Source organism: Klebsiella sp. 141240 (assembly GCF_050600805.1).
Classification (GTDB): domain Bacteria; phylum Pseudomonadota; class Gammaproteobacteria; order Enterobacterales; family Enterobacteriaceae; genus Klebsiella; species Klebsiella aerogenes.
The window spans coordinates 569,742-593,506 of sequence record NZ_JAQIRK010000001.1; the positions used below are offsets into that span (position 1 = coordinate 569,742).

21 protein-coding genes and 2 tRNA genes are annotated in these 23,765 nt (G+C 53.5%); 5 read left to right on the forward strand and 18 right to left on the reverse strand.

The window, feature by feature from the left end; translation table 11 throughout:
• Positions 1 to 15: 15 nt before the first annotated feature.
• The 9 genes from nlpI to PGQ95_RS02725 all read right to left on the reverse strand — a co-directional run bounded on the left by nlpI (position 16) and on the right by PGQ95_RS02725 (position 10,219).
• Positions 16 to 900, reverse strand: coding sequence for a lipoprotein NlpI (gene nlpI, locus PGQ95_RS02685; protein WP_020077841.1), 885 nt, complete (start codon positions 898 to 900; stop codon positions 16 to 18).
• A 107-nt stretch (positions 901 to 1,007) separates the two neighbouring features.
• Positions 1,008 to 3,143 (reverse strand): polyribonucleotide nucleotidyltransferase, encoded by a 2,136-nt coding sequence (pnp, locus tag PGQ95_RS02690; RefSeq protein ID WP_045377942.1) that lies wholly within the window; start codon positions 3,141 to 3,143, stop codon positions 1,008 to 1,010.
• A 241-nt stretch (positions 3,144 to 3,384) separates the two neighbouring features.
• Positions 3,385 to 3,654 carry a 30S ribosomal protein S15 gene (gene rpsO / locus PGQ95_RS02695; RefSeq protein ID WP_015369527.1) on the reverse strand — a complete coding sequence of 90 codons (270 nt, stop codon included), beginning with the start codon at positions 3,652 to 3,654 and terminating at the stop codon, positions 3,385 to 3,387.
• A 148-nt stretch (positions 3,655 to 3,802) separates the two neighbouring features.
• Positions 3,803 to 4,747: a tRNA pseudouridine(55) synthase TruB gene (gene truB, locus PGQ95_RS02700; protein ID WP_045394942.1), complete on the reverse strand. Its 945-nt coding sequence runs from the start codon at positions 4,745 to 4,747 to the stop codon at positions 3,803 to 3,805.
• Positions 4,747 to 5,148 carry a 30S ribosome-binding factor RbfA gene (gene rbfA, locus PGQ95_RS02705; RefSeq protein ID WP_002918248.1) on the reverse strand — a complete coding sequence of 134 codons (402 nt, stop codon included), beginning with the start codon at positions 5,146 to 5,148 and terminating at the stop codon, positions 4,747 to 4,749. The genes truB and rbfA overlap by 1 nt, the downstream gene beginning before the upstream one ends.
• Positions 5,149 to 5,253: 105 nt before the next feature.
• Positions 5,254 to 7,944: a translation initiation factor IF-2 gene (infB, locus tag PGQ95_RS02710; RefSeq protein ID WP_087859923.1), complete on the reverse strand. Its 2,691-nt coding sequence runs from the start codon at positions 7,942 to 7,944 to the stop codon at positions 5,254 to 5,256.
• Between the two features lie 24 nt (positions 7,945 to 7,968).
• Positions 7,969 to 9,456: a transcription termination factor NusA gene (gene nusA, locus PGQ95_RS02715; RefSeq protein ID WP_015369524.1), complete on the reverse strand. Its 1,488-nt coding sequence runs from the start codon at positions 9,454 to 9,456 to the stop codon at positions 7,969 to 7,971.
• Between the two features lie 27 nt (positions 9,457 to 9,483).
• On the reverse strand, positions 9,484 to 9,936 hold the full coding sequence (rimP, locus tag PGQ95_RS02720; protein ID WP_015703598.1) for a ribosome maturation factor RimP: 453 nt from the start codon (positions 9,934 to 9,936) through the stop codon (positions 9,484 to 9,486).
• Positions 9,937 to 10,142: 206 nt separating this feature from the next.
• Positions 10,143 to 10,219, reverse strand: a tRNA-Met gene (locus tag PGQ95_RS02725).
• A 306-nt stretch (positions 10,220 to 10,525) separates the two neighbouring features.
• Here PGQ95_RS02725 and argG point away from each other — a divergent pair.
• The 3 genes from argG to PGQ95_RS02740 all read left to right on the forward strand — a co-directional run bounded on the left by argG (position 10,526) and on the right by PGQ95_RS02740 (position 13,394).
• Complete coding sequence (argG, locus tag PGQ95_RS02730) at positions 10,526 to 11,869, forward strand: argininosuccinate synthase (RefSeq protein WP_015369521.1); 1,344 nt, start codon at positions 10,526 to 10,528, stop codon at positions 11,867 to 11,869.
• A gap of 170 nt (positions 11,870 to 12,039) precedes the next feature.
• Entirely contained in the window at positions 12,040 to 12,669 is a 630-nt protein-coding gene (locus tag PGQ95_RS02735) for a winged helix-turn-helix transcriptional regulator (protein WP_395227044.1), read from the forward strand.
• 173 nt (positions 12,670 to 12,842) lie between these two features.
• A complete protein-coding gene (locus tag PGQ95_RS02740) occupies positions 12,843 to 13,394 on the forward strand; it encodes a YfaZ family outer membrane protein (RefSeq protein WP_430916904.1) in 552 nt (183 codons plus the stop codon).
• A gap of 39 nt (positions 13,395 to 13,433) precedes the next feature.
• Here the strand turns inward: PGQ95_RS02740 and PGQ95_RS02745 are convergent, their stop codons facing one another.
• The 7 genes from PGQ95_RS02745 to rlmE form a co-directional block, all read right to left on the reverse strand.
• Complete coding sequence (locus PGQ95_RS02745) at positions 13,434 to 13,829, reverse strand: hypothetical protein (RefSeq protein WP_113373136.1); 396 nt, start codon at positions 13,827 to 13,829, stop codon at positions 13,434 to 13,436.
• 149 nt (positions 13,830 to 13,978) lie between these two features.
• Positions 13,979 to 14,065: transfer RNA gene (locus PGQ95_RS02750), tRNA-Leu, on the reverse strand.
• A gap of 9 nt (positions 14,066 to 14,074) precedes the next feature.
• Positions 14,075 to 14,404, reverse strand: coding sequence for a preprotein translocase subunit SecG (gene secG, locus PGQ95_RS02755; RefSeq protein WP_015369517.1), 330 nt, complete (start codon positions 14,402 to 14,404; stop codon positions 14,075 to 14,077).
• A 226-nt stretch (positions 14,405 to 14,630) separates the two neighbouring features.
• On the reverse strand, positions 14,631 to 15,968 hold the full coding sequence (gene glmM / locus PGQ95_RS02760) for a phosphoglucosamine mutase (RefSeq protein ID WP_032712585.1): 1,338 nt from the start codon (positions 15,966 to 15,968) through the stop codon (positions 14,631 to 14,633).
• A complete protein-coding gene (gene folP, locus PGQ95_RS02765; protein ID WP_063414636.1) occupies positions 15,961 to 16,809 on the reverse strand; it encodes a dihydropteroate synthase in 849 nt (282 codons plus the stop codon). The genes glmM and folP overlap by 8 nt, the downstream gene beginning before the upstream one ends.
• 351 nt (positions 16,810 to 17,160) lie before the next feature.
• On the reverse strand, positions 17,161 to 19,095 hold the full coding sequence (gene ftsH, locus PGQ95_RS02770) for an ATP-dependent zinc metalloprotease FtsH (RefSeq protein ID WP_015369514.1): 1,935 nt from the start codon (positions 19,093 to 19,095) through the stop codon (positions 17,161 to 17,163).
• Positions 19,096 to 19,194: 99 nt separating this feature from the next.
• Positions 19,195 to 19,824 (reverse strand): 23S rRNA (uridine(2552)-2'-O)-methyltransferase RlmE, encoded by a 630-nt coding sequence (rlmE, locus tag PGQ95_RS02775; RefSeq protein WP_008806638.1) that lies wholly within the window; start codon positions 19,822 to 19,824, stop codon positions 19,195 to 19,197.
• Between the two features lie 123 nt (positions 19,825 to 19,947).
• Between rlmE and yhbY the strand changes: the two genes are divergently transcribed.
• Positions 19,948 to 20,241, forward strand: coding sequence for a ribosome assembly RNA-binding protein YhbY (yhbY, locus tag PGQ95_RS02780; RefSeq protein WP_002918374.1), 294 nt, complete (start codon positions 19,948 to 19,950; stop codon positions 20,239 to 20,241).
• Between the two features lie 152 nt (positions 20,242 to 20,393).
• On the opposite strand, the gene greA is transcribed toward yhbY, so the two are convergent.
• The gene (gene greA, locus PGQ95_RS02785) at positions 20,394 to 20,870 is read right to left on the reverse strand and encodes a transcription elongation factor GreA (protein WP_045394952.1); all 477 of its coding nucleotides are present in this window, start codon (positions 20,868 to 20,870) and stop codon (positions 20,394 to 20,396) included.
• A 235-nt stretch (positions 20,871 to 21,105) separates the two neighbouring features.
• On the opposite strand from greA, the gene dacB reads away from it, so the two are divergent.
• A complete protein-coding gene (gene dacB, locus PGQ95_RS02790) occupies positions 21,106 to 22,539 on the forward strand; it encodes a serine-type D-Ala-D-Ala carboxypeptidase (protein WP_047044712.1) in 1,434 nt (477 codons plus the stop codon).
• 45 nt (positions 22,540 to 22,584) lie between these two features.
• Here dacB and cgtA read toward each other — a convergent pair whose 3' ends face one another.
• Positions 22,585 to 23,760 (reverse strand): Obg family GTPase CgtA, encoded by a 1,176-nt coding sequence (gene cgtA, locus PGQ95_RS02795; RefSeq protein WP_430916906.1) that lies wholly within the window; start codon positions 23,758 to 23,760, stop codon positions 22,585 to 22,587.
• Positions 23,761 to 23,765: the final 5 nt, after the last annotated feature.

Consider the following 23,765-nt stretch of genomic DNA (forward strand, 5'->3'; position numbering starts at 1 on the left):
ATGTGTGTTCGTCAGCTATTGCTGGTCCGATTCTGCCAGGTCATCTTGCTCCTGGCCCAAGAGCGATAATTCCAACAATGCGTATCGGTGCTCAACGTAGTTATGAACGTTGTTAGCGACCGCCAGTTTGAACAGTGCCGTAGCGCTGTCCTTGTCCCCCAGACTTAGGTAGTACTTACCTAAATAGAAGTTGGTTTCACTGAGATGCTCAGCGAGCGAGGTGTTATCCGTTGCGTCTGCCTTCAGACGGGTCATCAGCTCTTTTTCGCTAATGTCGCCAAGGTAGAACTCGACAATGTTCCATCCCCATTGCTCTTTATCCGACTTGTTGAAGCGCTGTTTCAGTGCTTCAAGCGCCTGCTTCTCATCAAGCTTACGCTCGGCGAGGTATAACCACAGACTGCGGAAAGGATCATTGGGATCGTCTTGATAAAACGCCAGCAGATCATCTTGCGCTAACTTAGCACGGCCGCCGTAATACAGAGCGATGCCGCGGTTTAAGTGCGCGTAGTTGTAAGTTGGATCAAGCTCAAGTACAGAATCAAACGCTTCATAGGCAGCATCAAAATTGCCTGCCTGCGTTAAATAAATGCCTAAGTAATTGAATACTTCAGGCATATCGGGTCGGATTGCCAGCGCTTGTGAAAAATCATTTCGCGCTAGTGCCCTCAGACCGAGACTATCATACAACACTCCGCGCTCATATAAAAGCTGTGCGCGTTCGTCATCGGTTAAAGCCCGACTGGCAAGAATTTGTTCCATGCGCGCCAGAATCACTTCTTGCTGCAAAGTCGGTTGCAATGGTACCGCGAGGACGGCGTCCTTACGCCAGGCAGAGTTGCTGCATCCTGCCAGCGTGAGAGCTGTCGCCACGAAACACCAGCGCAGAAAAGGCTTCATTTCCCACTCCCGAAGACAACGATTGGATGAACGTCCAGTTCCCCGGCTGCAAAAAGGCATCCTGCCCGGAATAGACCCTCCGCCGAAGCGGAGGGCAATCGGCAACCTTACTCGCCCTGCTCTGCAGCCGGAGCTTCCGGCGCGTTAGCTGGCTGAGTCTGCTCAGTTGCTTCTTTAATGCTCAGACGTACGCGGCCCTGACGGTCAACTTCCAGAACCTTAACCGGTACTTCCTGACCCATCTGCAGGTAATCAGTCACTTTCTCAACACGCTTGTCAGCGATCTGAGAGATGTGGACCAGACCTTCTTTACCGCCGCCGATGGCAACGAATGCGCCAAAGTCAACGATACGGGTCACTTTACCATTGTAGATACGGCCAACTTCGATCTCAGCGGTGATCTCTTCGATACGACGGATAGCGTGCTGCGCTTTGTCGCCGTCGGTCGCTGCGATCTTCACGGTACCGTCATCTTCGATTTCGATGGTGGTGCCGGTTTCTTCGGTCAGGGCACGGATAACAGAACCGCCTTTACCGATAACGTCTTTGATCTTGTCCGGGTTGATCTTGATGGTGTGGATACGCGGTGCGAATTCGGAGATGTCGCCGCGCGGCGCGTTAATCGCCTGTTCCATCACGCCCAGGATGTGCAGACGCGCACCTTTAGCCTGGTTCAGAGCAACCTGCATGATTTCTTTGGTGATACCTTCAATTTTGATATCCATCTGCAGCGCAGAGATACCGTCGCGAGAACCCGCAACTTTGAAGTCCATATCGCCAAGGTGGTCTTCGTCACCCAGAATGTCGGACAGTACGACGAAGTTATCGCCTTCTTTCACCAGACCCATTGCGATACCCGCAACGGCGGCTTTTACCGGCACGCCAGCGTCCATCAGCGCCAGAGATGCGCCACAGACGGAAGCCATGGAAGAAGAACCGTTGGATTCGGTGATCTCAGATACCACGCGAACGGTGTACGGGAATTCGTCGATTGTCGGCATCACGGCCAGAACGCCGCGCTTAGCCAGACGACCGTGACCGATTTCACGACGCTTCGGAGAACCAACCATACCAGTTTCACCTACGGAGTACGGAGGGAAGTTATAGTGGAACAGGAAGGAGTCCGTGCGCTCGCCCATCAGTTCGTCGATGTTCTGCGCGTCGCGTGCGGTACCCAGAGTCGCGGTAACCAGCGCCTGAGTTTCGCCACGGGTAAACAGTGCGGAACCGTGGGTACGCGGCAGTACGCCGGTACGAACGTCCAGACCACGGATCATGTCTTTTTCGCGGCCATCGATACGCGGCTCGCCTGCCAGTACGCGGCTACGAACGACGTTTTTCTCGATAGCGTGCAGGATTTCACCCAGTTCGTTGGCGTCCAGGGTTTCGTCTTCGGCAACCAGCGTCGCGATAGTTTCAGATTTGATCACGTCAACCTGAGCGTAACGCTCTTGTTTGTCGGTGATACGGTAAGCATCGCTCAGGCGGGATTCAGCCAGCGCAGCAACGCGCGCATTCAGGGCGGCGTCAACCACTTCCGGCTGCCAGTCCCAACGCGGTTTACCGGCTTCTTTCACCAGGTCGTTGATGTTCTGAATAACAACCTGCTGCTGCTCGTGGCCAAAGACCACCGCGCCCAGCATCTGGTCTTCGCTCAGCAGTTCAGCTTCGGATTCAACCATCAGTACGGCCGCTTCGGTACCGGCAACCACCAGATCCAGTTTGCTGGACTTCAGCTCTTCCTGGGTTGGGTTCAGTACGTACTGGTCGTTGATGTAACCCACGCGAGCGGCGCCGATTGGGCCATTGAACGGAATACCGGACAGCGACAGCGCTGCGGAAGCGCCGATCATCGCGACGATATCCGGGTTAACCTGCGGGTTAACGGAAACGACGGTGGCAATAACCTGAACTTCGTTAACGAAGCCTTCCGGGAACAGCGGACGAACCGGGCGGTCAATCAGACGCGCGATCAGGGTTTCGCCTTCGCTTGGACGGCCTTCACGACGGAAGAAGCCACCCGGGATTTTACCGGCAGCGTAGGTACGCTCCTGGTAGTTAACAGTCAGCGGGAAGAAGTCCTGGCCCGGTTTCGCTTTTTTCTGACCCACAACGGTAACGAATACCGCGGTGTCATCCATGCTAACCATCACAGCGGCCGTTGCCTGGCGCGCCATCATGCCGGTCTCCAGGGTTACGGTGTGTTGGCCGTACTGGAATTTACGAACGATCGGATTAAGCAAAATTCTATCCTTTTATCTAAAAATGACGCCATATCCACGATATCGCGTCTGATGACCCGATCCTCTGCATCCTCGCGACTAATGACAACCTTTACCCGCCCCTGCGGATGAAGCCTCTCATTAGCCGCGCGAACCTCTGCATGAAGATCATTAATAGCAACAATACATGAGTTTTTAATGAATTGCTGCCGCCTGGTCGAAAAAAGGGGCCGTGAGGCCCCTTTTTCTGAAACTCGCAGAATTAGCGACGCAGACCCAGACGCTCGATCAGCGAAGAGTAACGTGCAACATCTTTACGTTTCAGGTAGTCGAGCAGTTTACGACGCTGAGAAACCATGCGCAGCAGACCACGACGGCTGTGGTGATCTTTTTTGTGCTCTGCAAAGTGACCCTGCAGGTGGTTGATCTGTGCAGTCAGCAGTGCAACCTGAACTTCAGTAGAACCGCTGTCGTTTGCGCCACGACCGAACTCAGAAACGATTTGTGCTTTAGCTTCAACGCTTAGAGACATTTTCAAACTCCAAAATTATAAGTAAAGAAAGGGTGCCGATCTCTAATTCAGCAACCCCTGATGCAACGCCCGAAAATGTTAAAACACTTTAGCGGACGTTAAGCGGCGATATTCTACTCGTAGCAGGCTTTTATCGCAACAAAAGCGCTCACTGCGGGTATTCCACCACCAAACGACGAGGCGCGACGCGGCCTTCATCGTCGATTTCGCCCATGCCGAGGAACTTGCCGGACTCGCTTTCCATCACCCGCACCAGCCCGTTAAGCGGCGCGCCTGACTGACGAACCGGATTACCGTTCTTAAAGTAGACCGCGGAAGTTTCTGGAATATGAACCAGCGGATAATCCGACGCCGGGCTGTCCATCGGCATCAACAGCGGGTCAAGCAGTTGAGCGGCGGGAATATCCTGCGCCGCCGCCTGTTCGACCAGCGCCTGCAGTTGCTCAAGAGTCACCATCCGCTCGACCGGGTATTTGCTCACCGCCAGGCGACGCAGGAAAATCACGTGCGCGCCGCAGCCAAGCTTCTCGCCCAAATCATCGATAATCGTACGGATGTAGGTGCCTTTCGAACAGTGGATCTCAAGCTCCAGTTCATCGCCTTCATGGCGAATAAACAGCAGCTCATAGACCGTAATCGGCCGGGCTTCACGCGGGACCTCAATGCCCTGACGAGCGTATTCGTACAGCTTTTTACCCTGATATTTCAGCGCCGAGTACATCGACGGCACCTGCTGCGTTTCGCCGCGGAAGCTATCCAGCGCCGCCGCCAGCTGTTCTTCGCTAAAGGTGAGCGGGCGTTCTTCTACCACCTGGCCATCGGCGTCGGAGGTATCCGTACGCTGACCAAGTTTGGCAATTACGCGATAACGCTTATCAGAGTCCAGCAGATACTGGGAAAACTTAGTCGCTTCGCCTAGACACACCGGCAGCATACCGGTCGCCAGCGGATCCAGCGCGCCGGTATGCCCAGCGCGGTTGGCGTTATAAATGCGTTTTACTTTCTGCAGCACATCGTTGCTGGAGGCGCCCTGAGGCTTATCCAGCAGCAATACGCCGTGCACGTCGCGGCCGCGACGACGAGGACGACTCATTAGTCCTCCTTGCTGTCGTCCGGGTTCACACGACGCTCATCGTCGTGTTTCACCACGCTGGTAACCAGATTGGACATGCGCATCCCTTCTACCAGCGAGTTGTCGTAGAAGAAAGTCAGTTCCGGCACGATGCGCAGGCGCATCGCTTTGCCCAGCAGAGAGCGGATAAAACCAGACGCTTCCTGCAGCGCTTTGATGCCCGCTTTCACCGCGGCTTCATCTTTGTCGTTGAGGAAGGTGACATACACTTTGGCATAGGCCAGGTCACGGGACATTTCTACGCCGGAAACGGTAGTCATCATGCCCAGACGCGGGTCTTTGATTTCACGCTGCAGGATGATGGCAATTTCTTTTTGCATCTCCTGGGCCACGCGCTGCGGGCGACCAAATTCTTTCGCCATAATAAATTCTCCAGAATAAAGACAAAAAAGGGGCCAAAAGCCCCTTTTTAAAATTATTGCCGGGTGGCGCTTCGCTTACCCGGCTTACGCTTAGCTATCTGACGATTAATCGATGCTACGCTGGATTTCGATGATTTCGAACACTTCGATCATATCGCCAACGCGAACGTCGTTGTAGTTCTTCACGCCGATACCACATTCCATGCCGTTACGGACTTCGTTAACGTCATCTTTGAAGCGGCGCAGGGATTCCAGCTCGCCTTCATAGATAACCACGTTGTCGCGCAGGACGCGGATTGGGTTGTGACGCTTAATCGTACCTTCGGTAACCATACAGCCCGCGATGGCGCCGAATTTCGGCGATTTGAAGACATCACGCACTTCAGCCAGACCAATGATCTGCTGTTTCAGTTCCGGAGACAGCATGCCGCTCATCGCCGCTTTCACTTCGTCGATCAGGTTATAGATGACGGAGTAGTAACGCAGATCCAGGCTTTCTGACTCGATAACTTTACGTGCGGAAGCATCGGCACGAACGTTGAAGCCAACCAGAATCGCGTTGGAAGCTGCAGCCAGGGTCGCGTCGGTTTCGGTGATACCACCTACGCCGGAACCGATGATCTTCACTTTCACTTCGTCGGTAGACAGTTTCAGTAAGGAATCGGAAATCGCTTCGACAGAACCCTGCACGTCCGCTTTCAGCACGATGTTCACTTCGTGAACTTCGCCTTCGGTCATGTTAGCGAACATGTTTTCCAGTTTAGATTTCTGCTGGCGAGCCAGTTTAACTTCACGGAATTTGCCCTGACGATACAGCGCAACTTCACGCGCTTTTTTCTCGTCACGAACGACGGTAACTTCATCACCCGCCGCCGGAACGCCGGACAGACCGAGGATTTCCACCGGAATGGACGGACCCGCTTCCAGCACTTCGCGACCCAGCTCGTCACGCATCGCACGTACGCGGCCATATTCAAAGCCACACAGTACGATATCACCCTTGTGCAGAGTACCTTCGCGAACCAGAACGGTAGCCACCGGGCCACGACCTTTGTCCAGGAAGGATTCGATGACCGCGCCGCTCGCCATACCGTTACGTACCGCTTTCAGCTCGAGAACTTCAGCCTGCAGCAGGATAGCGTTCAGCAGGTCGTCGATACCGGTACCGACTTTCGCTGATACTGGGATGAACTGCGCTTCGCCGCCCCACTCTTCCGGCATAACGCCGTACTGGGAGAGTTCGTTCTTCACGCGATCCATATCCGCTTCCGGCTTATCGATCTTGTTCACTGCAACCACTACCGGCACCTGCGCCGCTTTGGCGTGCTGGATAGCTTCCACAGTCTGCGGCATCACGCCGTCGTCTGCCGCCACGACCAGAACCACGATATCCGTCGCCTGCGCGCCACGAGCACGCATGGAGGTAAACGCGGCGTGGCCCGGGGTGTCCAGGAAGGTGATCATGCCGTTGTCGGTTTCTACGTGGTACGCACCGATGTGCTGGGTAATACCACCCGCTTCGCCGGAGGCAACCTTAGTAGAACGAATGTAGTCCAGCAGAGAGGTTTTACCGTGGTCAACGTGACCCATGATGGTCACTACCGGTGCGCGCGGTTCAGCCGCAGCGCCGGTGTCACGGTCGCTCATTACTGCTTCTTCCAGCTCGTTTTCACGACGCAGGATAACTTTGTGGCCCATCTCTTCGGCAACCAGCTGAGCGGTTTCCTGGTCGATGACCTGGTTGATGGTCGCCATCGCGCCCAGTTTCATCATCGCTTTGATGACCTGAGAGCCTTTGACCGCCATCTTGTTGGCCAGCTCGCCAACGGTAATGGTTTCGCCGATCACAACATCACGGTTAACGGCCTGAGCCGGCTTCTGGAAGCCCTGCTGCAGAGAAGAACCTTTACGATGTTTGCCGCCTTTACCACCGCGAACGGCCGCACGGGCTTCTTCACGGTCAGCTTTAGATTCAGCGTGTTTGTTGCCTTTCTTCGCCGGACGCGCAGCTTTGCTGTTACGGCCACGGCCGCGACCGCCTTCAACTTCACGATCGTTATCATCTTCAGCCTGACGTGCATGCTGAGACGTGGTTACGTGATAGTCGGTCGTTTCTTCTGGGGTTTCCGGAGTTTCACTCCAGTTTTTTTCATTTTCTTCAGCCATACGGCGTGCTTCTTCCGCTACACGGCGCGCTTCTTCTTCAAGTTTGCGGCGTGCTTCTTCTTCCGATTTGCGCTTCAGCTCCGCTGCTTCGTTCTCACGGCGGGTCTTTTCAGCCTGGGCGGTCTTGGTCATTTCGTCGGTATGTTGATTGCTCACTTTGTCTTTTTCCGCGGCTTCACGTTTCGCTTTATCAGCGACTTCACGTTTAGCTTGTTCTGCGGCCTCACGTTCAGCTTTTAATTGCGCCTCGCGTTTAGCTGCTTCTTCAGCTTCACGACGGGCCTGCTCTTCCGCTTCACGCTGCGCCTGCTCTTCCGCGGCCAGGCGTTCAGCCTCTTGCGGATCGCGTTTCACAAAGGTGCGTTTCTTGCGGACTTCGATTTGTACCGATTTACTCTTTCCACCGGTACCTGGAATATTCAACGTGCTGCGCGTTTTACGCTGCAACGTCAGCTTGTCAGGCGCCGAGCCGTGTTCACGGTTCAGGTGCGTTAACAAGGTTTGCTTCTCTTGCGCGGTCACAGAATCATCAGCCGATTTGCGAATACCTGCATCAGCAAATTGCTGTATCAGGCGATCCACAGAGGTCTGAATTTCTGAGGCCAGCGCTTTAATAGTCACATCTGTCATGCTGTTCCTTCCTGCTACAGTTTATTACGCTTCGTCGCCGAACCAACAAATGTTGCGAGCAGCCATGATGAGTTCACCAGCTTTCTCGTCGGTCATACCTTCGATATCAGCCAGGTCATCAACGCCCTGTTCGGCGAGATCTTCCAGCGTACAAACACCACGGGCAGCCAGCTTAAACGCCAGAGCACGGTCCAAACCTTCCAGATTCAATAAATCGTCGGCAGGTTTGTTGTCTCCCAGGCTTTCTTCCTGAGCCAGCGCCAGTGTAGTCAGTGCGTTTTTCGCACGCTCACGAAGTGCTTCAACGGTCGCTTCATCAAGGCCGTCGATTTCCAGCAGTTCTTTCATCGGCACATAGGCCAGTTCTTCCAGCGAGGAGAAGCCCTCTTCAACCAGTACGGTTGCGAAATCTTCATCAATATCGAGATATTTGGTGAAGGTATCGATAGCGGCATGGGCTTCAGCCTGGTGCTTAGCCTGCAGGTCATCAACGGTCATGACGTTGAGTTCCCAGCCGCTGAGCTGCGATGCCAGGCGGACGTTCTGACCGTTACGGCCGATCGCCTGCGCCAGGTTGCCTGCTTCTACCGCGATGTCCATGGTGTGTTTATCTTCATCCACCACGATGGACGCGACGTCAGCCGGCGCCATAGCGTTAATCACGAACTGCGCCGGGTTATCATCCCACAGGACGATATCGATGCGCTCGCCGCCAAGCTCGGTAGAAACCGCCTGAACGCGCGCGCCGCGCATACCTACGCAAGCGCCAACCGGGTCGATACGCTTGTCATTGGTTTTCACGGCGATTTTCGCACGAGAACCCGGATCGCGGGCTGCGGCTTTGATTTCCAGCACTTCTTCGCCGATTTCCGGCACTTCAATGCGGAACAGTTCGACCAGCATCTCCGGTTTGGAGCGAGTCACGAACAGCTGCGCGCCGCGCGCTTCCGGACGAACGGCGTACAGTACGCCGCGAATACGGTCGCCCGGACGGAAGTTTTCACGCGGCAGCATGTCTTCACGCAGGATCACGGCTTCAGCGTTGCTGCCCAGATCCAGAGTGATGTTGTCGCGGTTTACTTTTTTCACCACGCCGGTGATTATCTCACCTTCGTGCTCGCGGAACTGATCGACAACCATCGCGCGCTCAGCTTCACGTACTTTCTGTACGATAACCTGTTTAGCGGTCTGCGTGGTGATACGGTCGAAGGTGACAGATTCAATCTGATCTTCAACGTAATCGCCGACATTCATGCTTTCATCTTCGTAACGCGCGGCTTCCAGCGTGATCTCGCGAGTCGGTTGAGTCACCTCTTCAACCACCAGCCAGCGACGGAAGGTATCGAAATCGCCGCTTTTACGGTCGATTTCTACGCGAACGTCGATCTCTTGTTCGTATTTTTTCTTGGTCGCCGTTGCCAGAGCGCTTTCCAACGCTTCGAAAATCTTCTCGCGCGGCAGCGCTTTTTCGTTGGAAACGGCTTCAACAACAGCCAAAATTTCTTTGTTCATCGGGGCCTTTCACCTCAATCCAGACTGTTAAAAGTGGGGAACCAGGTTCGCCTTCTGGATGTTACTCAGCGCGAACACTTCATCTTTGCCTTCGACGGTTACCGTGATCATCTCACCGTCTACCGCTTTGATAATGCCCTGCCATTTACGACGGTTCTGTACCGCCATACGCAGCACCAGCGAAACTTCTTCACCGGTGAAACGTTGATAGTGTTCAGCAGTAAACATCGGACGGTCGAGACCAGGCGAAGAGACTTCCAGGTTGTAAGCGACGGTGATTGGATCTTCGACATCCATGACAGCACTGACCTGGTGGCTCACATCAGCACAATCATCAACATTGATGCCATCTTCACTATCAATATAGATGCGCAGTGTGGATGTGCGACCGCGAATAAATTCGATGCCGACCAGCTCAAAGCCAAGCGCTTCAACTGGCGCAGTGAGCATCTCTGTTAATTTTTGCTCTAATGTGGACAAACCCACCCCCAAGACATAAAAAAAGGGCGTATAGCCCAGTTATTCTGAAGTCAGATAACAAAAAACCCCGATAAATCGGGGCTTTAGATAACTGAACCCTGAGACCGCAATTGCGATCTGGAACACCTTCCAGAAGAATTCTTTCAAATCCGGCTACGAAGGACCTAGTCCTCACAGTATATTTGAAAAAGTACTTAATGGGAAAGTGGTTGCGGGGGCCGGATTTGAACCGACGACCTTCGGGTTATGAGCCCGACGAGCTACCAGGCTGCTCCACCCCGCGCCTGAAACGTGGCATATTTTACTCTTTCTGAGTAAAAGACGCAAATACTGCTGGGATTTGGTACCGAGGACGGGACATAAAATCGTGGTGAATTGTATCGATAAATCATATATTTTGTCAACATCCATTTTACACCACCCGCTTGCCGTTTATGCTGGCATTTCAGGCTTTTTTAGCAAAATCACCATCAGGCTCTTCCTGTCGCCAGCAAAAGATGATTAAATGAAAACTCACAATTAGTGCATAAAAATGCAAATTTGTTGTTGAGTCGAACTCACCACAGTCTATCTAGCAGGGTTTTATTTTATGACGACGATTCTTAAGCATCTCCCGGTTGGTCAACGTATTGGTATTGCTTTCTCTGGTGGACTGGATACCAGCGCCGCCCTGCTGTGGATGCGTAAAAAAGGCGCGGTTCCTTATGCATATACCGCGAACCTGGGCCAGCCTGACGAAGACGACTACGAGGCCATTCCGCGTCGTGCAAAAGAGTATGGCGCTGAAGGCGCTCGTCTGATTGATTGCCGCAAACAACTGGTGGCGGAAGGCATCGCGGCGATTCAGTGCGGCGCATTCCATAACACCACCGGCGGCTTAACCTATTTCAACACCACGCCGCTTGGCCGCGCCGTAACCGGCACCATGCTGGTTGCCGCGATGAAAGAAGACGGCGTCAACATCTGGGGCGACGGTAGCACTTATAAAGGCAACGATATCGAGCGTTTTTATCGCTACGGCCTGCTGACCAATGCGGAACTGCAGATTTACAAACCGTGGCTGGATAGCGACTTCATTGATGAACTGGGCGGTCGTCATGAAATGTCCGAGTTTATGATAGCCTGCGGCTTCGACTACAAAATGTCTGTCGAAAAAGCCTACTCCACCGACTCCAACATGCTGGGCGCGACGCACGAAGCGAAAGATCTCGAATTCCTTAATTCCAGCGTGAAAATCGTCAACCCGATTATGGGCGTGAAGTTCTGGGATGAAAGCGTAAAAATCGCCGCTGAAGAAGTGACCGTGCGTTTTGAACAGGGCCACCCGGTTGCGTTGAATGGCAAAACGTTCAGCGATGACGTCGAACTGATGCTGGAAGCTAACCGCATCGGTGGTCGCCACGGTCTGGGCATGAGCGATCAGATTGAAAACCGCATCATTGAAGCGAAAAGCCGCGGCATCTATGAAGCTCCGGGGATGGCACTGCTGCATATCGCCTACGAGCGCCTGCTGACCGGTATCCATAACGAAGATACCATTGAGCAATATCATGCTCATGGCCGCCAGTTGGGTCGCCTGCTCTATCAGGGTCGCTGGTTCGATTCCCAGGCGCTGATGCTGCGCGATTCGCTGCAGCGTTGGGTTGCCAGCCAGATCACTGGCGAAGTCACCCTTGAATTGCGTCGCGGCAACGACTACTCGATCCTGAATACCGTGTCAGACAACCTGACCTATAAAGCAGAGCGTCTGACCATGGAAAAAGGCGATTCCATGTTTACCGCTGAAGATCGTATCGGCCAGTTGACCATGCGCAACCTGGACATTACCGATACCCGTGAGAAGCTCTTCGGCTATGCCCAATCCGGGCTGCTCAGCGCATCTTCCGCCACCGGTCTGCCACAAGTTGAAAACCTGGAAAATCGCGATAAATAAACCGCGAAGCCAAACTCACCAGCCGGCGCTAACCCGCCGGCTTTTTTATTTCCGCAATAAATCCTAAATGACAACCCTACTTTATCGTTATAGTTTATGGCATCACTATTTTTAATAATCACCATCTATAATTTATCGAATACCTGTACTCTTATACCGAGAGGATCGCAATGAATATTAAACCTCCCGTTCGGCCGCAAGAGGCGATCAATCGTCTGATGGCGCTGCTGGAACCGTATGCCACGCCAATAAATATGGTCGCAAGGAAAAGGCTTAGCTGGGAATATAAAGGCAAAATCCAGCTCTATCTGTTTAAGAAAGGTGAGTTATCTATTTTTCGCTCATCGGACAGATTACTCATGGTCACCGTCTATGAACCGCACCTGTTTGGCGTAGCCGAGATGCTGCAGCCCAGCCGTAGCCACGGCCTTCGTGCGGAAGTCGATACGGAGATCCTGCGGATTGACAGCGATAAAGCCATGCAACTCTTCAGTGAGCATAACATGTGGGAAGAGGTCACCCGGCTGCTGGCTTACCACACCTCTTATTTGGTGTATCGCGACGATTTAGTATTACAACAGCGGACTTATTCGGTCATTCGTAATCATTTAATGGAAATGTTACTCCTTCCGGAAGAAACCCGATTGCGGGTATCCATGCTGGAATATATTCAGGACCGCACACACCTGTCGCGAAGCAGCATTCTGAATGTGTTATCAGCGTTGAAAAAGGGTGGCTATATCGAGTTTGCCCGCGGTGGTTATTTACAGAGTATCACCTCCCTGCCTGAGAAGTTTTAATCCCCTATCGACCCTGCCACTTATCGCCCCACCATTGTTTAAAATTAAACATATAAACGGTAACGGTGGGCGATAAATGCTTTTATTCTGCACATAACTATTAAACCAGAAACCCGTTAATTTTTGCCCGAACGCTCGTATCGGGCATTTTTTTACCCGAAGGAATACGAATAATGAGCATGTTCAGACTGAAATCCATCCTGCTTATCGCCGCCCTGAGCGCCAGCAGCGCCGCCTTCGCTTCCGTTAGTCTTCACGGTGAAGCCGGTTCAGAATTCACCAACTTATCAGCCAGCTTTAATCCGCAGTCTCCCGGAATGACCTTTAACGGTAACTGGGCGCATAGCGATAACGATGGCGATACGGTGGGATTAGGTATGGGTTATAACTTCGATCTGGGTCCGTTCCTGCTGACGGCCGGCGGTAAAGCGGTATACCTGAATCCGAACGATGGCGATGAAGGCTATGCGATTGCCCTCGGCGGCGGCGCTCAGCTACCGCTTGGCGATTTCTTTACCTTGTTCGGTGAGGCTTATTATTCCCCGGATTCCATATCCAGCGGCGTTGATGAATATCTCGAAGCCAATGCCGGCTTACGCGTGAATATCATCAAATCCATGAGCATAGAAGCGGGCTATCGCTACATTGATATGGCGGGGAAACATGACCACCGCGATAACGTCCTGGCGGATGGCGCCTATGCAGGTTTCAATTTCCGTTTCTAAGTTCGACAAAAGGGATTGCCTGCCGGCAATCCCTCCTTATTATGCGACTGATGGGATGGTTTTCAGCAGCTTATTAATTTCCTGCAAGCCTGCCATATTGTTCTCTTTACGGTAGACATCGTTCATCGACGCCATTTGCTCAAGTTTGGTTAACGCACCGTAGACTTGAAACGCCTCGCTATCCTTATCAAAGACATCCCGTTTATCCACATCCTGTAAATAGTTGCTTTTAAGCGACTGGCTTAACTTGCTGATGAGTAGACTGTTATCCTTAAAACAGTTAACGACCGTTGATGATTCCGGCGCGGGCGCGGAATTATTAATAACCGGCACCTGTAGGGTATTCAACGTGTCTACTGTTTCTGGCGACGAATGGCTGCTGCATCCGGCCAGGCCCAACATACCGGCAATGATAACTACTTTTAAAGTACGCATGGCGTCACTGAACCTCGTCAAAATTGATGAGGGCGACTTTAGCGATTTCACGGGGTTCAAAACCAGCGGAGTGTTGTTTATAAATAAACAGCCAACAGGAAGGACAAAAACAAAAAAAGACGCTTTTCAGCGTCTTTTTTCTGGAATATTGGTACCGAGGATGGGACTCGAACCCACAAGCCCGTTAGGGCACTACCACCTCAAGGTAGCGTGTCTACCAATTCCACCACCTCGGTACAGAATACTTAGTGCGGGATATCGCTGGCCGGCTGAGCCGGTGCAGTTGGCTGAGTCTGCTCAGATTTCGGCGCACTCAGGTTATCCCACTCGCTTCCTTTATTGGTCTTGTTGCTGTTGATATTACCCAGCGCCAGACTGATGATGAAGAACAGCGCGGCCAGAATGCCGGTCATACGGGTCATGAAGTTACCAGAACCGCTAGAACCAAACAACGTGCCAGAAGCGCCTGCTCCGAAGGAGGCTCCCATGTCAGCGCCTTTACCTTGCTGCAGCATGATCAGGCCAACAAGGGCAATCGCTACAATAAGGAAAATTACTAAAAGAGCTTCGTACATAATCAACCTGTTCCTTGCGGATTCGCCGCATACCAAGTGCTTCACCAATAAAGCGGGACTTTTAATATTTCCCACTGAAGCGGGTGTGAATACTAACCAAAGCGAATAACCTTCGCAAGGGCAATTTTGGCGTATTGTATCAACTGCGGAAAAAAACAGCAAAAAGCGTTTTTATATGCTTAAAAAGGCAGCAAGAGCCGCCTTTTTAATCACTTAGCTGGGATAGTTATACGCTTTTGACCGCATCGGCGATACGGTGGGCAAATTCCTTCACCTGCGCTTCATGCTCGCCTTCAACCATCACGCGGATCAGCGGTTCAGTGCCCGATTTACGCAGCAGCACGCGTCCACGGTTCCCCAAAGCGGCCTCTACTTCGGCAGTGACCGCTTTTACGCTTTCATGCTCCAGCGGGTTGCCGCTGCCTTCGGTAAAGCGCACGTTGACCAGAATCTGCGGGAACATTTTCATACCGCTACACAAATCGTGCAGGCTCATATGATTGCGCACCATCGCCGCCACCACCTGCAGGCTGGCGACAATGCCATCGCCGGTGGTGGTTTTGTCCAGCAGGATCACATGGCCGGAGTTTTCCGCACCGATACGCCAGCCTTTTTCCTGCAGTTTTTCCAGCACGTAACGGTCACCCACTTTCGCGCGGGTAAACGGAATGCCAAGCTGCTTAAGCGCCAGCTCAAGACCCATGTTGCTCATCAGCGTGCCGACTGCGCCACCGCGCAGCTGGCCCTGACGTAGGCCTTCACGGGCGATAATATAGAGGATCTGATCGCCATCGACTTTATTACCTTCATGGTCAACCATGATGACGCGATCGCCATCGCCGTCATAGGCAATACCCAGATCGGCTTTTTCCGCCAGCACGCGAGCCTGCAGCGCGCGTACGTCGGTTGCGCCGACCTCTTCGTTAATGTTCAGCCCATCAGGTTCACAGCCCATCGCGATAACCTGCGCGCCCAATTCGCGGAATACATTCGGCGCAATGTGGTAAGTCGCGCCGTGGGCGCAATCCACCACCACCTTCAGCGAGCCGAGGCTCAGCTCATTCGGGAAGGTGCCTTTGCAAAACTCAATATAGCGGCCGGCGGCGTCGACGATACGGCTGGCTTTTCCTAGCTCAGCGGAATCAACGCAGGTCAGCTCTTTTTCCATTTCTGCTTCAATCGCTTCTTCGACGTCATCCGGAAGCTTAGTGCCTTCGATGGAAAAGAATTTAATACCGTTGTCGTAGAAAGGGTTATGAGAGGCAGAGATGACGATTCCCGCTTCAGCGCGGAAGGCGCGGGTCAGATAGGCGATAGCCGGCGTCGGCATAGGGCCGGTAAACGAGGCGGACAAACCCGCAGCCGCCAGGCCAGCTTCCAGCGCGGATTCCAGCATATAGCCAGAAATTCGCGTGTCTTTGCCGATAATGATTTTACGTGAACCATGGCGTGCCAGCACTTTGCCTGCCGCCCAACCCAGCTTCAGCACGAACTCAGGTGTAATAGGTGCGTCGCCAACGCGGCCACGAATACCATCGGTGCCAAAATATTTGCGGTTACTCATAACGTTTATTTTCCTTAGCGGCCAGGGTGGCTTCCACCACGCGCAGCGCTTCTACCGTTTCTTTGACATCATGGACGCGAATTATCTGCGCGCCCTGCATTGCAGCAATGACTGCGCAGGACAAGCTGCCGCTCAGCCGTTCCGACGGCCCTACGTTCAACAGCTGACCCACCATCGACTTACGCGACATCCCCACCAGCAGCGGGAGCCCAAAATGATGGAACTCCCCTAGTCGGGCAAGCAGTTCATAGTTATGGGAAAGATTTTTACCGAATCCGAATCCCGGGTCGAGCAACAATTTTTCTTTTGCGATCCCCGCCTGTTCGCAGCGCACAATGTGTTCAGCAAAAAAACGGTCAACATCGGCAAAAACATCTTCGTACTTCGGCGCTTCCTGCATCGTTTTCGGCTGCCCCTGCATATGCATCAGGCACACCGGTAGCCCGGTTTGCGCGGCGGCCTGCAGGGCGCCAGGCTCGGTTAATGAACGGATATCGTTAATGATATGTGCGCCAGCGCGCGCGGATTCGCGGATGACCTCGGCTTTCGAGGTATCAACCGAGATCCAGACTTCAAAACGCTGTGCAATTGCCTCAACCACCGGGATCACCCGCGCCAGCTCTTCCTCGACGCTGACATCCGCCGCGCCAGGTCGGGTTGATTCACCGCCGATATCAATAATAGTCGCCCCGGCGTTAATCATCAGGTTGGCATGCTTAACCGCTTCAATCAGTGAATTGTGGCTGCCGCCATCGGAGAAGGAATCCGGCGTAACGTTAAGGATCCCCATCACATGCGGATGGGAGAGATCGAGCGTTGACCCCTGGGCGTGTAATTGCATGTTTTCTTTCCGCTATGGTTTATACAGTTGTAGTACGGACAGGGCTCGGCCCGCACATCTTAGAGATTCTGGCGGTGACATCATTCAATTCCTCAAGAGGATAATGAAGCACCGGCGTTTAAATATTCAAAAAATGAATATTATCAGACAGACGGCTCATCCGCGCGTGTTGCAGCCGCTGCCATCCCGAAAACATTTTACGCGATGGACGATAGCACGCCATCGCCATAGTTATGTTCTGAAAGAGGATCCCGCGCCAGCCGGTAAAGACGGGCGTATAAAAACAAAAGGGCCGCAGCGGATTAGGCTGCGGCCCTTATTAGTCAGAGCGCTTTAGCAAAGCGTGGAGACTTATTTGTCGCCCAGCTGTTCCGACATGGTATTGCCCGGGTTCGGCGTACGCGGCTCATCAACCGGACGCGGCGCCGTCGGGGTGCCATTGTTGCCAGAGTTGTTAGAAGAACCAGGTTCTTCCCAACCCGCCGGCGGACGAACATCGCGACGAGCCATCAGGTCGTCAATCTGCGGCGCATCGATGGTCTCATATTTCATGAGCGCATCTTTCATCGCGTGCAGAATATCCATGTTGTCGTTCAGCAGCTGGCGAGCACGACCGTAGTTACGCTCAATCAGCGATTTCACTTCCTGGTCGATGATGCGCGCGGTTTCATCAGACATATGCTTCGCTTTCGCGACGCTACGGCCGAGGAACACTTCGCCCTCTTCTTCGGCATACAGCAGCGGGCCGAGTTTGTCAGAGAAGCCCCACTGGGTGACCATGTTACGCGCCAGGTTAGTCGCAACTTTAATATCGTTGGACGCGCCGGTAGAAACATGTTCCGCACCGTAGATAATCTCTTCAGCCAGACGCCCGCCGTACAGAGTGGAGATCTGACTTTCCAGTTTTTGACGGCTGGCGCTGATAGCATCGCCTTCCGGCAGGAAGAAGGTCACACCCAGCGCACGGCCGCGCGGGATAATCGTCACTTTGTGTACCGGATCGTGCTCTGGTACCAGACGGCCGATAATCGCGTGGCCCGCTTCGTGGTATGCGGTCGATTCTTTCTGCGCTTCCGTCATCACCATGGAGCGACGTTCCGCACCCATCATGATTTTGTCTTTCGCTTTTTCGAACTCAACCATCGAGACGACGCGTTTGTTGCCACGGGCAGCAAACAGGGCTGCTTCGTTCACCAGGTTCGCGAGGTCAGCACCGGAGAAGCCAGGAGTACCACGGGCAATAATTGCCGCGTCGATATCCGGCGCCAGCGGTACGCGACGCATGTGAACTTTAAGGATCTGCTCACGACCACGAACATCCGGCAGACCAACGACAACCTGACGGTCGAAACGGCCAGGACGCAGCAGTGCCGGGTCCAGAACGTCCGGACGGTTAGTCGCGGCGATAACGATGATACCTTCGTTACCTTCGAAGCCGTCCATCTCAACCAGCATCTGGTTCAGGGTCTGTTCACGCTCATCGTGACCACCGCCAAGACCGGCGCCACGCTGGCGACCGACGGCGTCGATTTCATCGATGAAGATGATGCAAGGCGCTGCTTTCTTAGCTTGTTCGAACATGTCGCGTACGCGAGACGCGCCGACACCCACAAACATTTCTACGAAGTCAGAACCGGAAATAGTAAAGAACGGCACTTTGGCTTCGCCGGCGATAGCTTTCGCCAGCAGCGTTTTACCGGTACCCGGAGGGCCGACCATCAGGACGCCTTTCGGGATTTTACCGCCCAGCTTCTGGAAACGGCTCGGTTCGCGCAGATATTCAACCAGCTCGCCCACTTCCTCTTTCGCTTCGTCGCAACCGGCAACGTCAGCAAAGGTGGTTTTGATCTGGTCTTCGGTCAGCATTCGGGCCTTGCTCTTGCCGAAGGACATCGCGCCCTTTCCGCCGCCGCCCTGCATCTGACGCATAAAGAATATCCAGACGCCGATCAGTAGCAGCATCGGGAACCAGGAAATGAAGATGGAAGCCAGCAGGCTCGGTTCTTCCGGCGGTTCGCCAACAACTTTGACGTTTTTAGTCAACAGGTTGTCGAGCAGCTTCGGATCGTTAACCGGAATGTAAGTCGTGTAACGGTTACTATCTTTCTTGGTAACGTTGATCTCACGTCCGTTGATACGCGCTTCGCGAACCTGGTCCTGATTGACCTCTTGCAGGAAGGTAGAATAATCCACCTTGCGGCCATTCGACTCGCTGGGCCCAAAGCTCTGGAATACTGACATCAGCACAACGGCAATGACCAGCCAGAGTATTAGGTTTTTCGCCATGTCACTCAAGGGATTAACCTCTTATTACAACTGTGTTAAAAACAGCGTCAGGATACTCTATATCCAGCGTCTTTCAAACTTTCGTTTGAAATCTACCGGTTATGGTTTACGCCCGGTCGCTACAATATACACTTCACGCGAACGAGCGCGGGAAGAGTCCGGCTTACGAACTTTGACCTTCGTAAACAGGGAGCGAATTTCTCTAAGATACTCATCGAAGCCTTCGCCCTGGAACACCTTCACAACAAAACTACCACCTGGCGCTAATACATCACGAGACATTTCAAGCGCCAGTTCTACCAGATACATAGCCCGGGGAATATCCACCGCCGGTGTTCCGCACATATTCGGCGCCATATCGGACATGACAACTTGTACTTTACTGTCGCCTACTCGCTCAAGTAACGCTTTCAGGACTAATTCATCACGAAAATCGCCCTGAAGGAAGTCCACACCGACGATTGGATCCATTGGTAAAAGATCGCAAGCGATGATGCGGCCGCTGTTTCCGATCTGCGTAACCGCGTATTGCGACCAGCCACCGGGAGCAGCGCCGAGATCGACTATCGTCATCCCCGGCTTAAAAATCTTGTCACTTTGCTGTATTTCATCAAGTTTAAACCAGGCACGGGAACGTAACCCCTTTTTCTGTGCCTGTTGAACATATTTATCGCTAAAGTGTTCCTGAAGCCAGCGGCTTGAGCTGGCAGAACGCTTTTTACCTGTCATTTAACATTCCCATTCGGGTTCATCGTACTTTACTGCGTAAAAATCGACGCGGTAGTTTGGCGATATATGGGAGATGGCGGTAGAATGACCCGTTTTCAATCCCAACGTAAGCAAAAAAATACGATGAATCTGAGTACTAAACAAAAACAGCACCTGAAAGGTCTGGCACATCCGCTCAAGCCGGTAGTTATGCTTGGCAATAATGGTTTGACCGAAGGGGTACTGGCCGAGATCGAACAAGCGTTAGGGCACCATGAGCTCATCAAGGTGAAGATCGCCTCAGAAGATCGCGAAACTAAAGCCTTGATCGTGGAAGCCATCGTGCGTGAAACCGGCGCCTGTAACGTACAGGTCATCGGTAAAACGCTGGTTCTGTACCGCCCAACGCCAGAGCGTAAAATCTCGCTGCCACGCTAAGAATATCCTGAATCCCGACACAACATTGTGTAAAACGAGGGATTTCTGTGGCCAGGCGAGCAAAATGCCATGCTCCTGACGTTGATAAAAGGCCGCTATGCGGCCTTTTTCCTTTCTTTACAATCTATAAACATCGTAGCGGGAAATACGCCTTACAGGTATTCAACCTTGGTAATTTCGTATTCCACTTCACCACCCGGGGTACGGATAGTGACGACGTCATCCTGCTCTTTGCCGATCAGGCCGCGGGCGATCGGTGAATTCACAGAGATCAGATTCTGTTTAAAATCCGCTTCGTCATCGCCCACGATGCGGTAAGTCTGCTCTTCGTCGTTATCCAGGTTCAGCACGCTGACCGTAGAGCCGAAAATCACGCGGCCATTATTCGGCATCTTAGTGATATCGATAACCTGCGCATTCGACAGTTTTGCTTCGATATCCTTGATACGACCTTCGCAGAAGCCCTGCTGTTCGCGGGCGGCGTGGTATTCCGCATTCTCTTTCAGATCGCCGTGCTCACGCGCCTCAGCGATAGCAGCAATAATCTCTGGACGACGTACGGACTTCAGGAAATCCAGTTCTTCGCGCAGTTTTTCTGCGCCACGTAAGGTCATCGGAATAGCTTGCATTTGTTATACCTCTTTATCATTCCTTCATGGAACGGACGGAGTCGTTCCGCCATCGGTCACGTCTTAGCCATGGCCGAAGCAAAAAGAAAACCGACCCGGGAAACACTCCCCAGGTCAGCAGCAATTTTCAATTTGATACGCATTTTACCCTGAAGTTCACTATGGGTCATCGTTTACTTTACAGGGCGATGCACCGTAGTATGACGGCTTGGTTTCAGGTTGTTAGCGCGAGATTATGCGATTTCCCAGATTTATCATCGGATTGACTGCCGGTATAGCGCTTAGCGCTCAGGCCGCGAATATTGACGAGTACATCAGCCAGCTTCCTGCCGGCGCGAACCTTGCCTTCATGGCGCAAAAGGTTGGCTCCCCGACGCCGGAGATAGACTTTCACAGCCAGCAGATGGCGCTGCCTGCCAGTACCCAGAAGGTGATCACCGCGCTGGCCGCGTTGTTGCAGCTGGGGCCGGACTTCCGCTTCACTACGACGCTGGAAACCAAAGGTTCCCTTGACGGCGGCGTGCTGAAAGGCGACCTGATTGCCCGCTTCGGCGGCGATCCGACGCTAAAGCGTCAGGATATCCGCAACATGGTGGCGTCGCTGAAAAAAGCCGGCGTGCAGCGCATTGAAGGAAATGTGCTTATCGATACCTCGGTTTTCGCCAGCCACGATAAAGCCCCCGGCTGGCCATGGAATGACATGACGCAGTGCTTCAGCGCCCCGCCAGCGGCAGCGATCGTTGATCGTAACTGTTTCTCCGTCTCGCTCTATAGCGCACAGAAACCCGGCGATTTGGCCTTTATCCGCGTGGCCTCTTACTATCCGGTCACCATGTTCAGCCAGGTGCGGACGCTGGCGCGCGGCTCCGCAGAAGCGCAGTACTGCGAGCTGGACGTCGTACCAGGCGATCTCAACCGCTACACCCTCACTGGCTGCCTGCCGCAGCGCAGCGAACCGCTACCGTTGGCGTTCGCCATTCAGGACGGCGCAGGCTATGCAGGTGCGATCCTGAAAGCTGAGCTCACCGATGCGGGTATTACCTACAGCGGCACTCTCTTGCGCCAGACCCTGGCCAACGATCCGGGCACCGTGCTGGCGACGACCCAATCGGCGCCGTTGCACGATCTTCTGCGCATCATGCTGAAGAAATCCGATAACATGATTGCTGATACGGTGTTTCGTACTATCGGCCACGCGCGGATGGGCGTGCCGGGAACCTGGCGCGCAGGTTCCGACGCGGTGCGGCAAATCCTGCGCCAGCAGGCGGGTATTGACCTCGGTAACACGATTATCGCCGATGGCTCAGGCCTGTCCCGACACAACCTTATCGCGCCGGCGACGATGATGCAGGTATTGCAGTACATCGCTCAGCACGATAACGAGCTCAACTTTATCTCGATGTTGCCGCTTGCCGGACACGATGGTTCACTGCAGTATCGCGCCGGTCTTCATCAGGCGGGCGTAGACGGTAAGGTTTCGGCGAAGACCGGTTCTCTGCAGGGGGTATATAACCTGGCAGGTTTCATCACCACCGCCAGCGGGCAAAAGATGGCTTTCGTGCAGTACCTCTCCGGCTACGCGGTGCCGCCGGGTGACCAGCGCAACCGCCGCATACCATTGGTGCGCTTCGAAAGTCGACTGTATAAAGATTTGTACCAGAACAACTAAAAACACAAGGGCCGCATTGGATGATGCGGCCCTTTTTACTCAGGATTAACGTTTGTAGATGAATTCGACGCCTTCTTCGTCGTCTTCGTCCCAGTCGTCATCCCAGTCTTCGTCATCTTCTTCCAGTTCGGCTTCTTCAAGCTGCTGACGGTGATAGTCGTCCCACATGAACTCGACTTTCTCCGGCTTCTGCTCTTCTTCCGCCTGCGCGATTGGGTTTTCGATGATAAAGGTCATCACGTCCCAGCACAGGTCTTTAACGCCCTGCTGGCTGGCCGCGGAGATCAGATAGAATTTATCTTCCCAACCCAGCGCTTCGGCGATGGCCTTCGCTTTGGCTTCAGCCTCCGCTTTGTCCATCAGGTCAATCTTGTTGAAGACCAACCAGCGCGGTTTAGAGGCCAGCTTCTCGCTGTATTTCTCCAGTTCGCCGATGATAATGCGCGCATTCTCAACCGGATCGGAACCGTCGATAGGCTCGATGTCGATAAGGTGCAGCAGCACGCGGCAGCGTTCGAGGTGCTTAAGGAAGCGAATACCAAGGCCAGCGCCTTCCGCCGCGCCCTCAATCAGCCCCGGAATATCGGCGACCACAAAGCTCTTCTCGTTGTCCATACGCACCACGCCCAGGCTCGGCACCAGGGTGGTAAATGGATAATCGGCTACTTTCGGCTTCGCCGCGGAGACCGCGCGAATGAAGGTGGATTTACCGGCATTCGGCATCCCCAGCATCCCCACGTCAGCCAGCAGCATCAGTTCGAGCTGCAGATCGCGCTTATCGCCCGGCGTACCCATGGTTTTCTGACGCGGGGTACGGTTAACGGATGATTTGAAGCGCGTGTTGCCCAGACCGTGCCAGCCGCCTTTTGCGACCATTAAACGCTGACCGTGCTTGGTCATATCGCCCATGGTCTCGCCGGTCCCCTGGTCGATGACGCGGGTCCCTACAGGCACTTTCACCGTAACATCTTTACCGCGTTTACCGGTGCAGTCGCGGCTCTGACCGTTCTGTCCGCGTTCTGCGCGGAAAGATTTTTCGAATCGATAGTCGATCAGGGTGTTGAGGTTCTCGTCCGCTTCCAGCCAAACGTCGCCGCCGTCACCGCCATCACCGCCGTCCGGGCCGCCTCGCGGAATATATTTTTCGCGGCGGAAGCTAACGCAACCATTGCCGCCGTCACCTGCTACGACCAGGATCGTTGCTTCATCTACAAACTTCATTTTAC

Bases quoted from the DNA above. Each gene is read 5' to 3' on its own strand.
- PGQ95_RS02740 (WP_430916904.1), top strand. From the start codon at position 12,843: ATGAGCATGTTCAGACTGAAATCCATCCTGCTTATCGCCGCCCTGAGC.
- PGQ95_RS02735 (WP_395227044.1), top strand. From the start codon at position 12,040: ATGAATATTAAACCTCCCGTTCGGCCGCAAGAGGCGATCAATCGTCTG.
- yhbY (WP_002918374.1), top strand. From the start codon at position 19,948: ATGAATCTGAGTACTAAACAAAAACAGCACCTGAAAGGTCTGGCACAT.
- PGQ95_RS02745 (WP_113373136.1), bottom strand. From the start codon at position 13,829: ATGCGTACTTTAAAAGTAGTTATCATTGCCGGTATGTTGGGCCTGGCC.
- nusA (WP_015369524.1), bottom strand. From the start codon at position 9,456: ATGAACAAAGAAATTTTGGCTGTTGTTGAAGCCGTTTCCAACGAAAAA.
- secG (WP_015369517.1), bottom strand. From the start codon at position 14,404: ATGTACGAAGCTCTTTTAGTAATTTTCCTTATTGTAGCGATTGCCCTT.
- glmM (WP_032712585.1), bottom strand. From the start codon at position 15,968: ATGAGTAACCGCAAATATTTTGGCACCGATGGTATTCGTGGCCGCGTT.
- truB (WP_045394942.1), bottom strand. From the start codon at position 4,747: ATGAGTCGTCCTCGTCGTCGCGGCCGCGACGTGCACGGCGTATTGCTG.
- infB (WP_087859923.1), bottom strand. From the start codon at position 7,944: ATGACAGATGTGACTATTAAAGCGCTGGCCTCAGAAATTCAGACCTCT.
- ftsH (WP_015369514.1), bottom strand. From the start codon at position 19,095: ATGGCGAAAAACCTAATACTCTGGCTGGTCATTGCCGTTGTGCTGATG.
- argG (WP_015369521.1), top strand. From the start codon at position 10,526: ATGACGACGATTCTTAAGCATCTCCCGGTTGGTCAACGTATTGGTATT.
- greA (WP_045394952.1), bottom strand. From the start codon at position 20,870: ATGCAAGCTATTCCGATGACCTTACGTGGCGCAGAAAAACTGCGCGAA.
- cgtA (WP_430916906.1), bottom strand. From the start codon at position 23,760: ATGAAGTTTGTAGATGAAGCAACGATCCTGGTCGTAGCAGGTGACGGC.
- rpsO (WP_015369527.1), bottom strand. From the start codon at position 3,654: ATGTCTCTAAGCGTTGAAGCTAAAGCACAAATCGTTTCTGAGTTCGGT.
- nlpI (WP_020077841.1), bottom strand. From the start codon at position 900: ATGAAGCCTTTTCTGCGCTGGTGTTTCGTGGCGACAGCTCTCACGCTG.
- dacB (WP_047044712.1), top strand. From the start codon at position 21,106: ATGCGATTTCCCAGATTTATCATCGGATTGACTGCCGGTATAGCGCTT.
- folP (WP_063414636.1), bottom strand. From the start codon at position 16,809: ATGCAATTACACGCCCAGGGGTCAACGCTCGATCTCTCCCATCCGCAT.
- rlmE (WP_008806638.1), bottom strand. From the start codon at position 19,824: ATGACAGGTAAAAAGCGTTCTGCCAGCTCAAGCCGCTGGCTTCAGGAA.
- rbfA (WP_002918248.1), bottom strand. From the start codon at position 5,148: ATGGCGAAAGAATTTGGTCGCCCGCAGCGCGTGGCCCAGGAGATGCAA.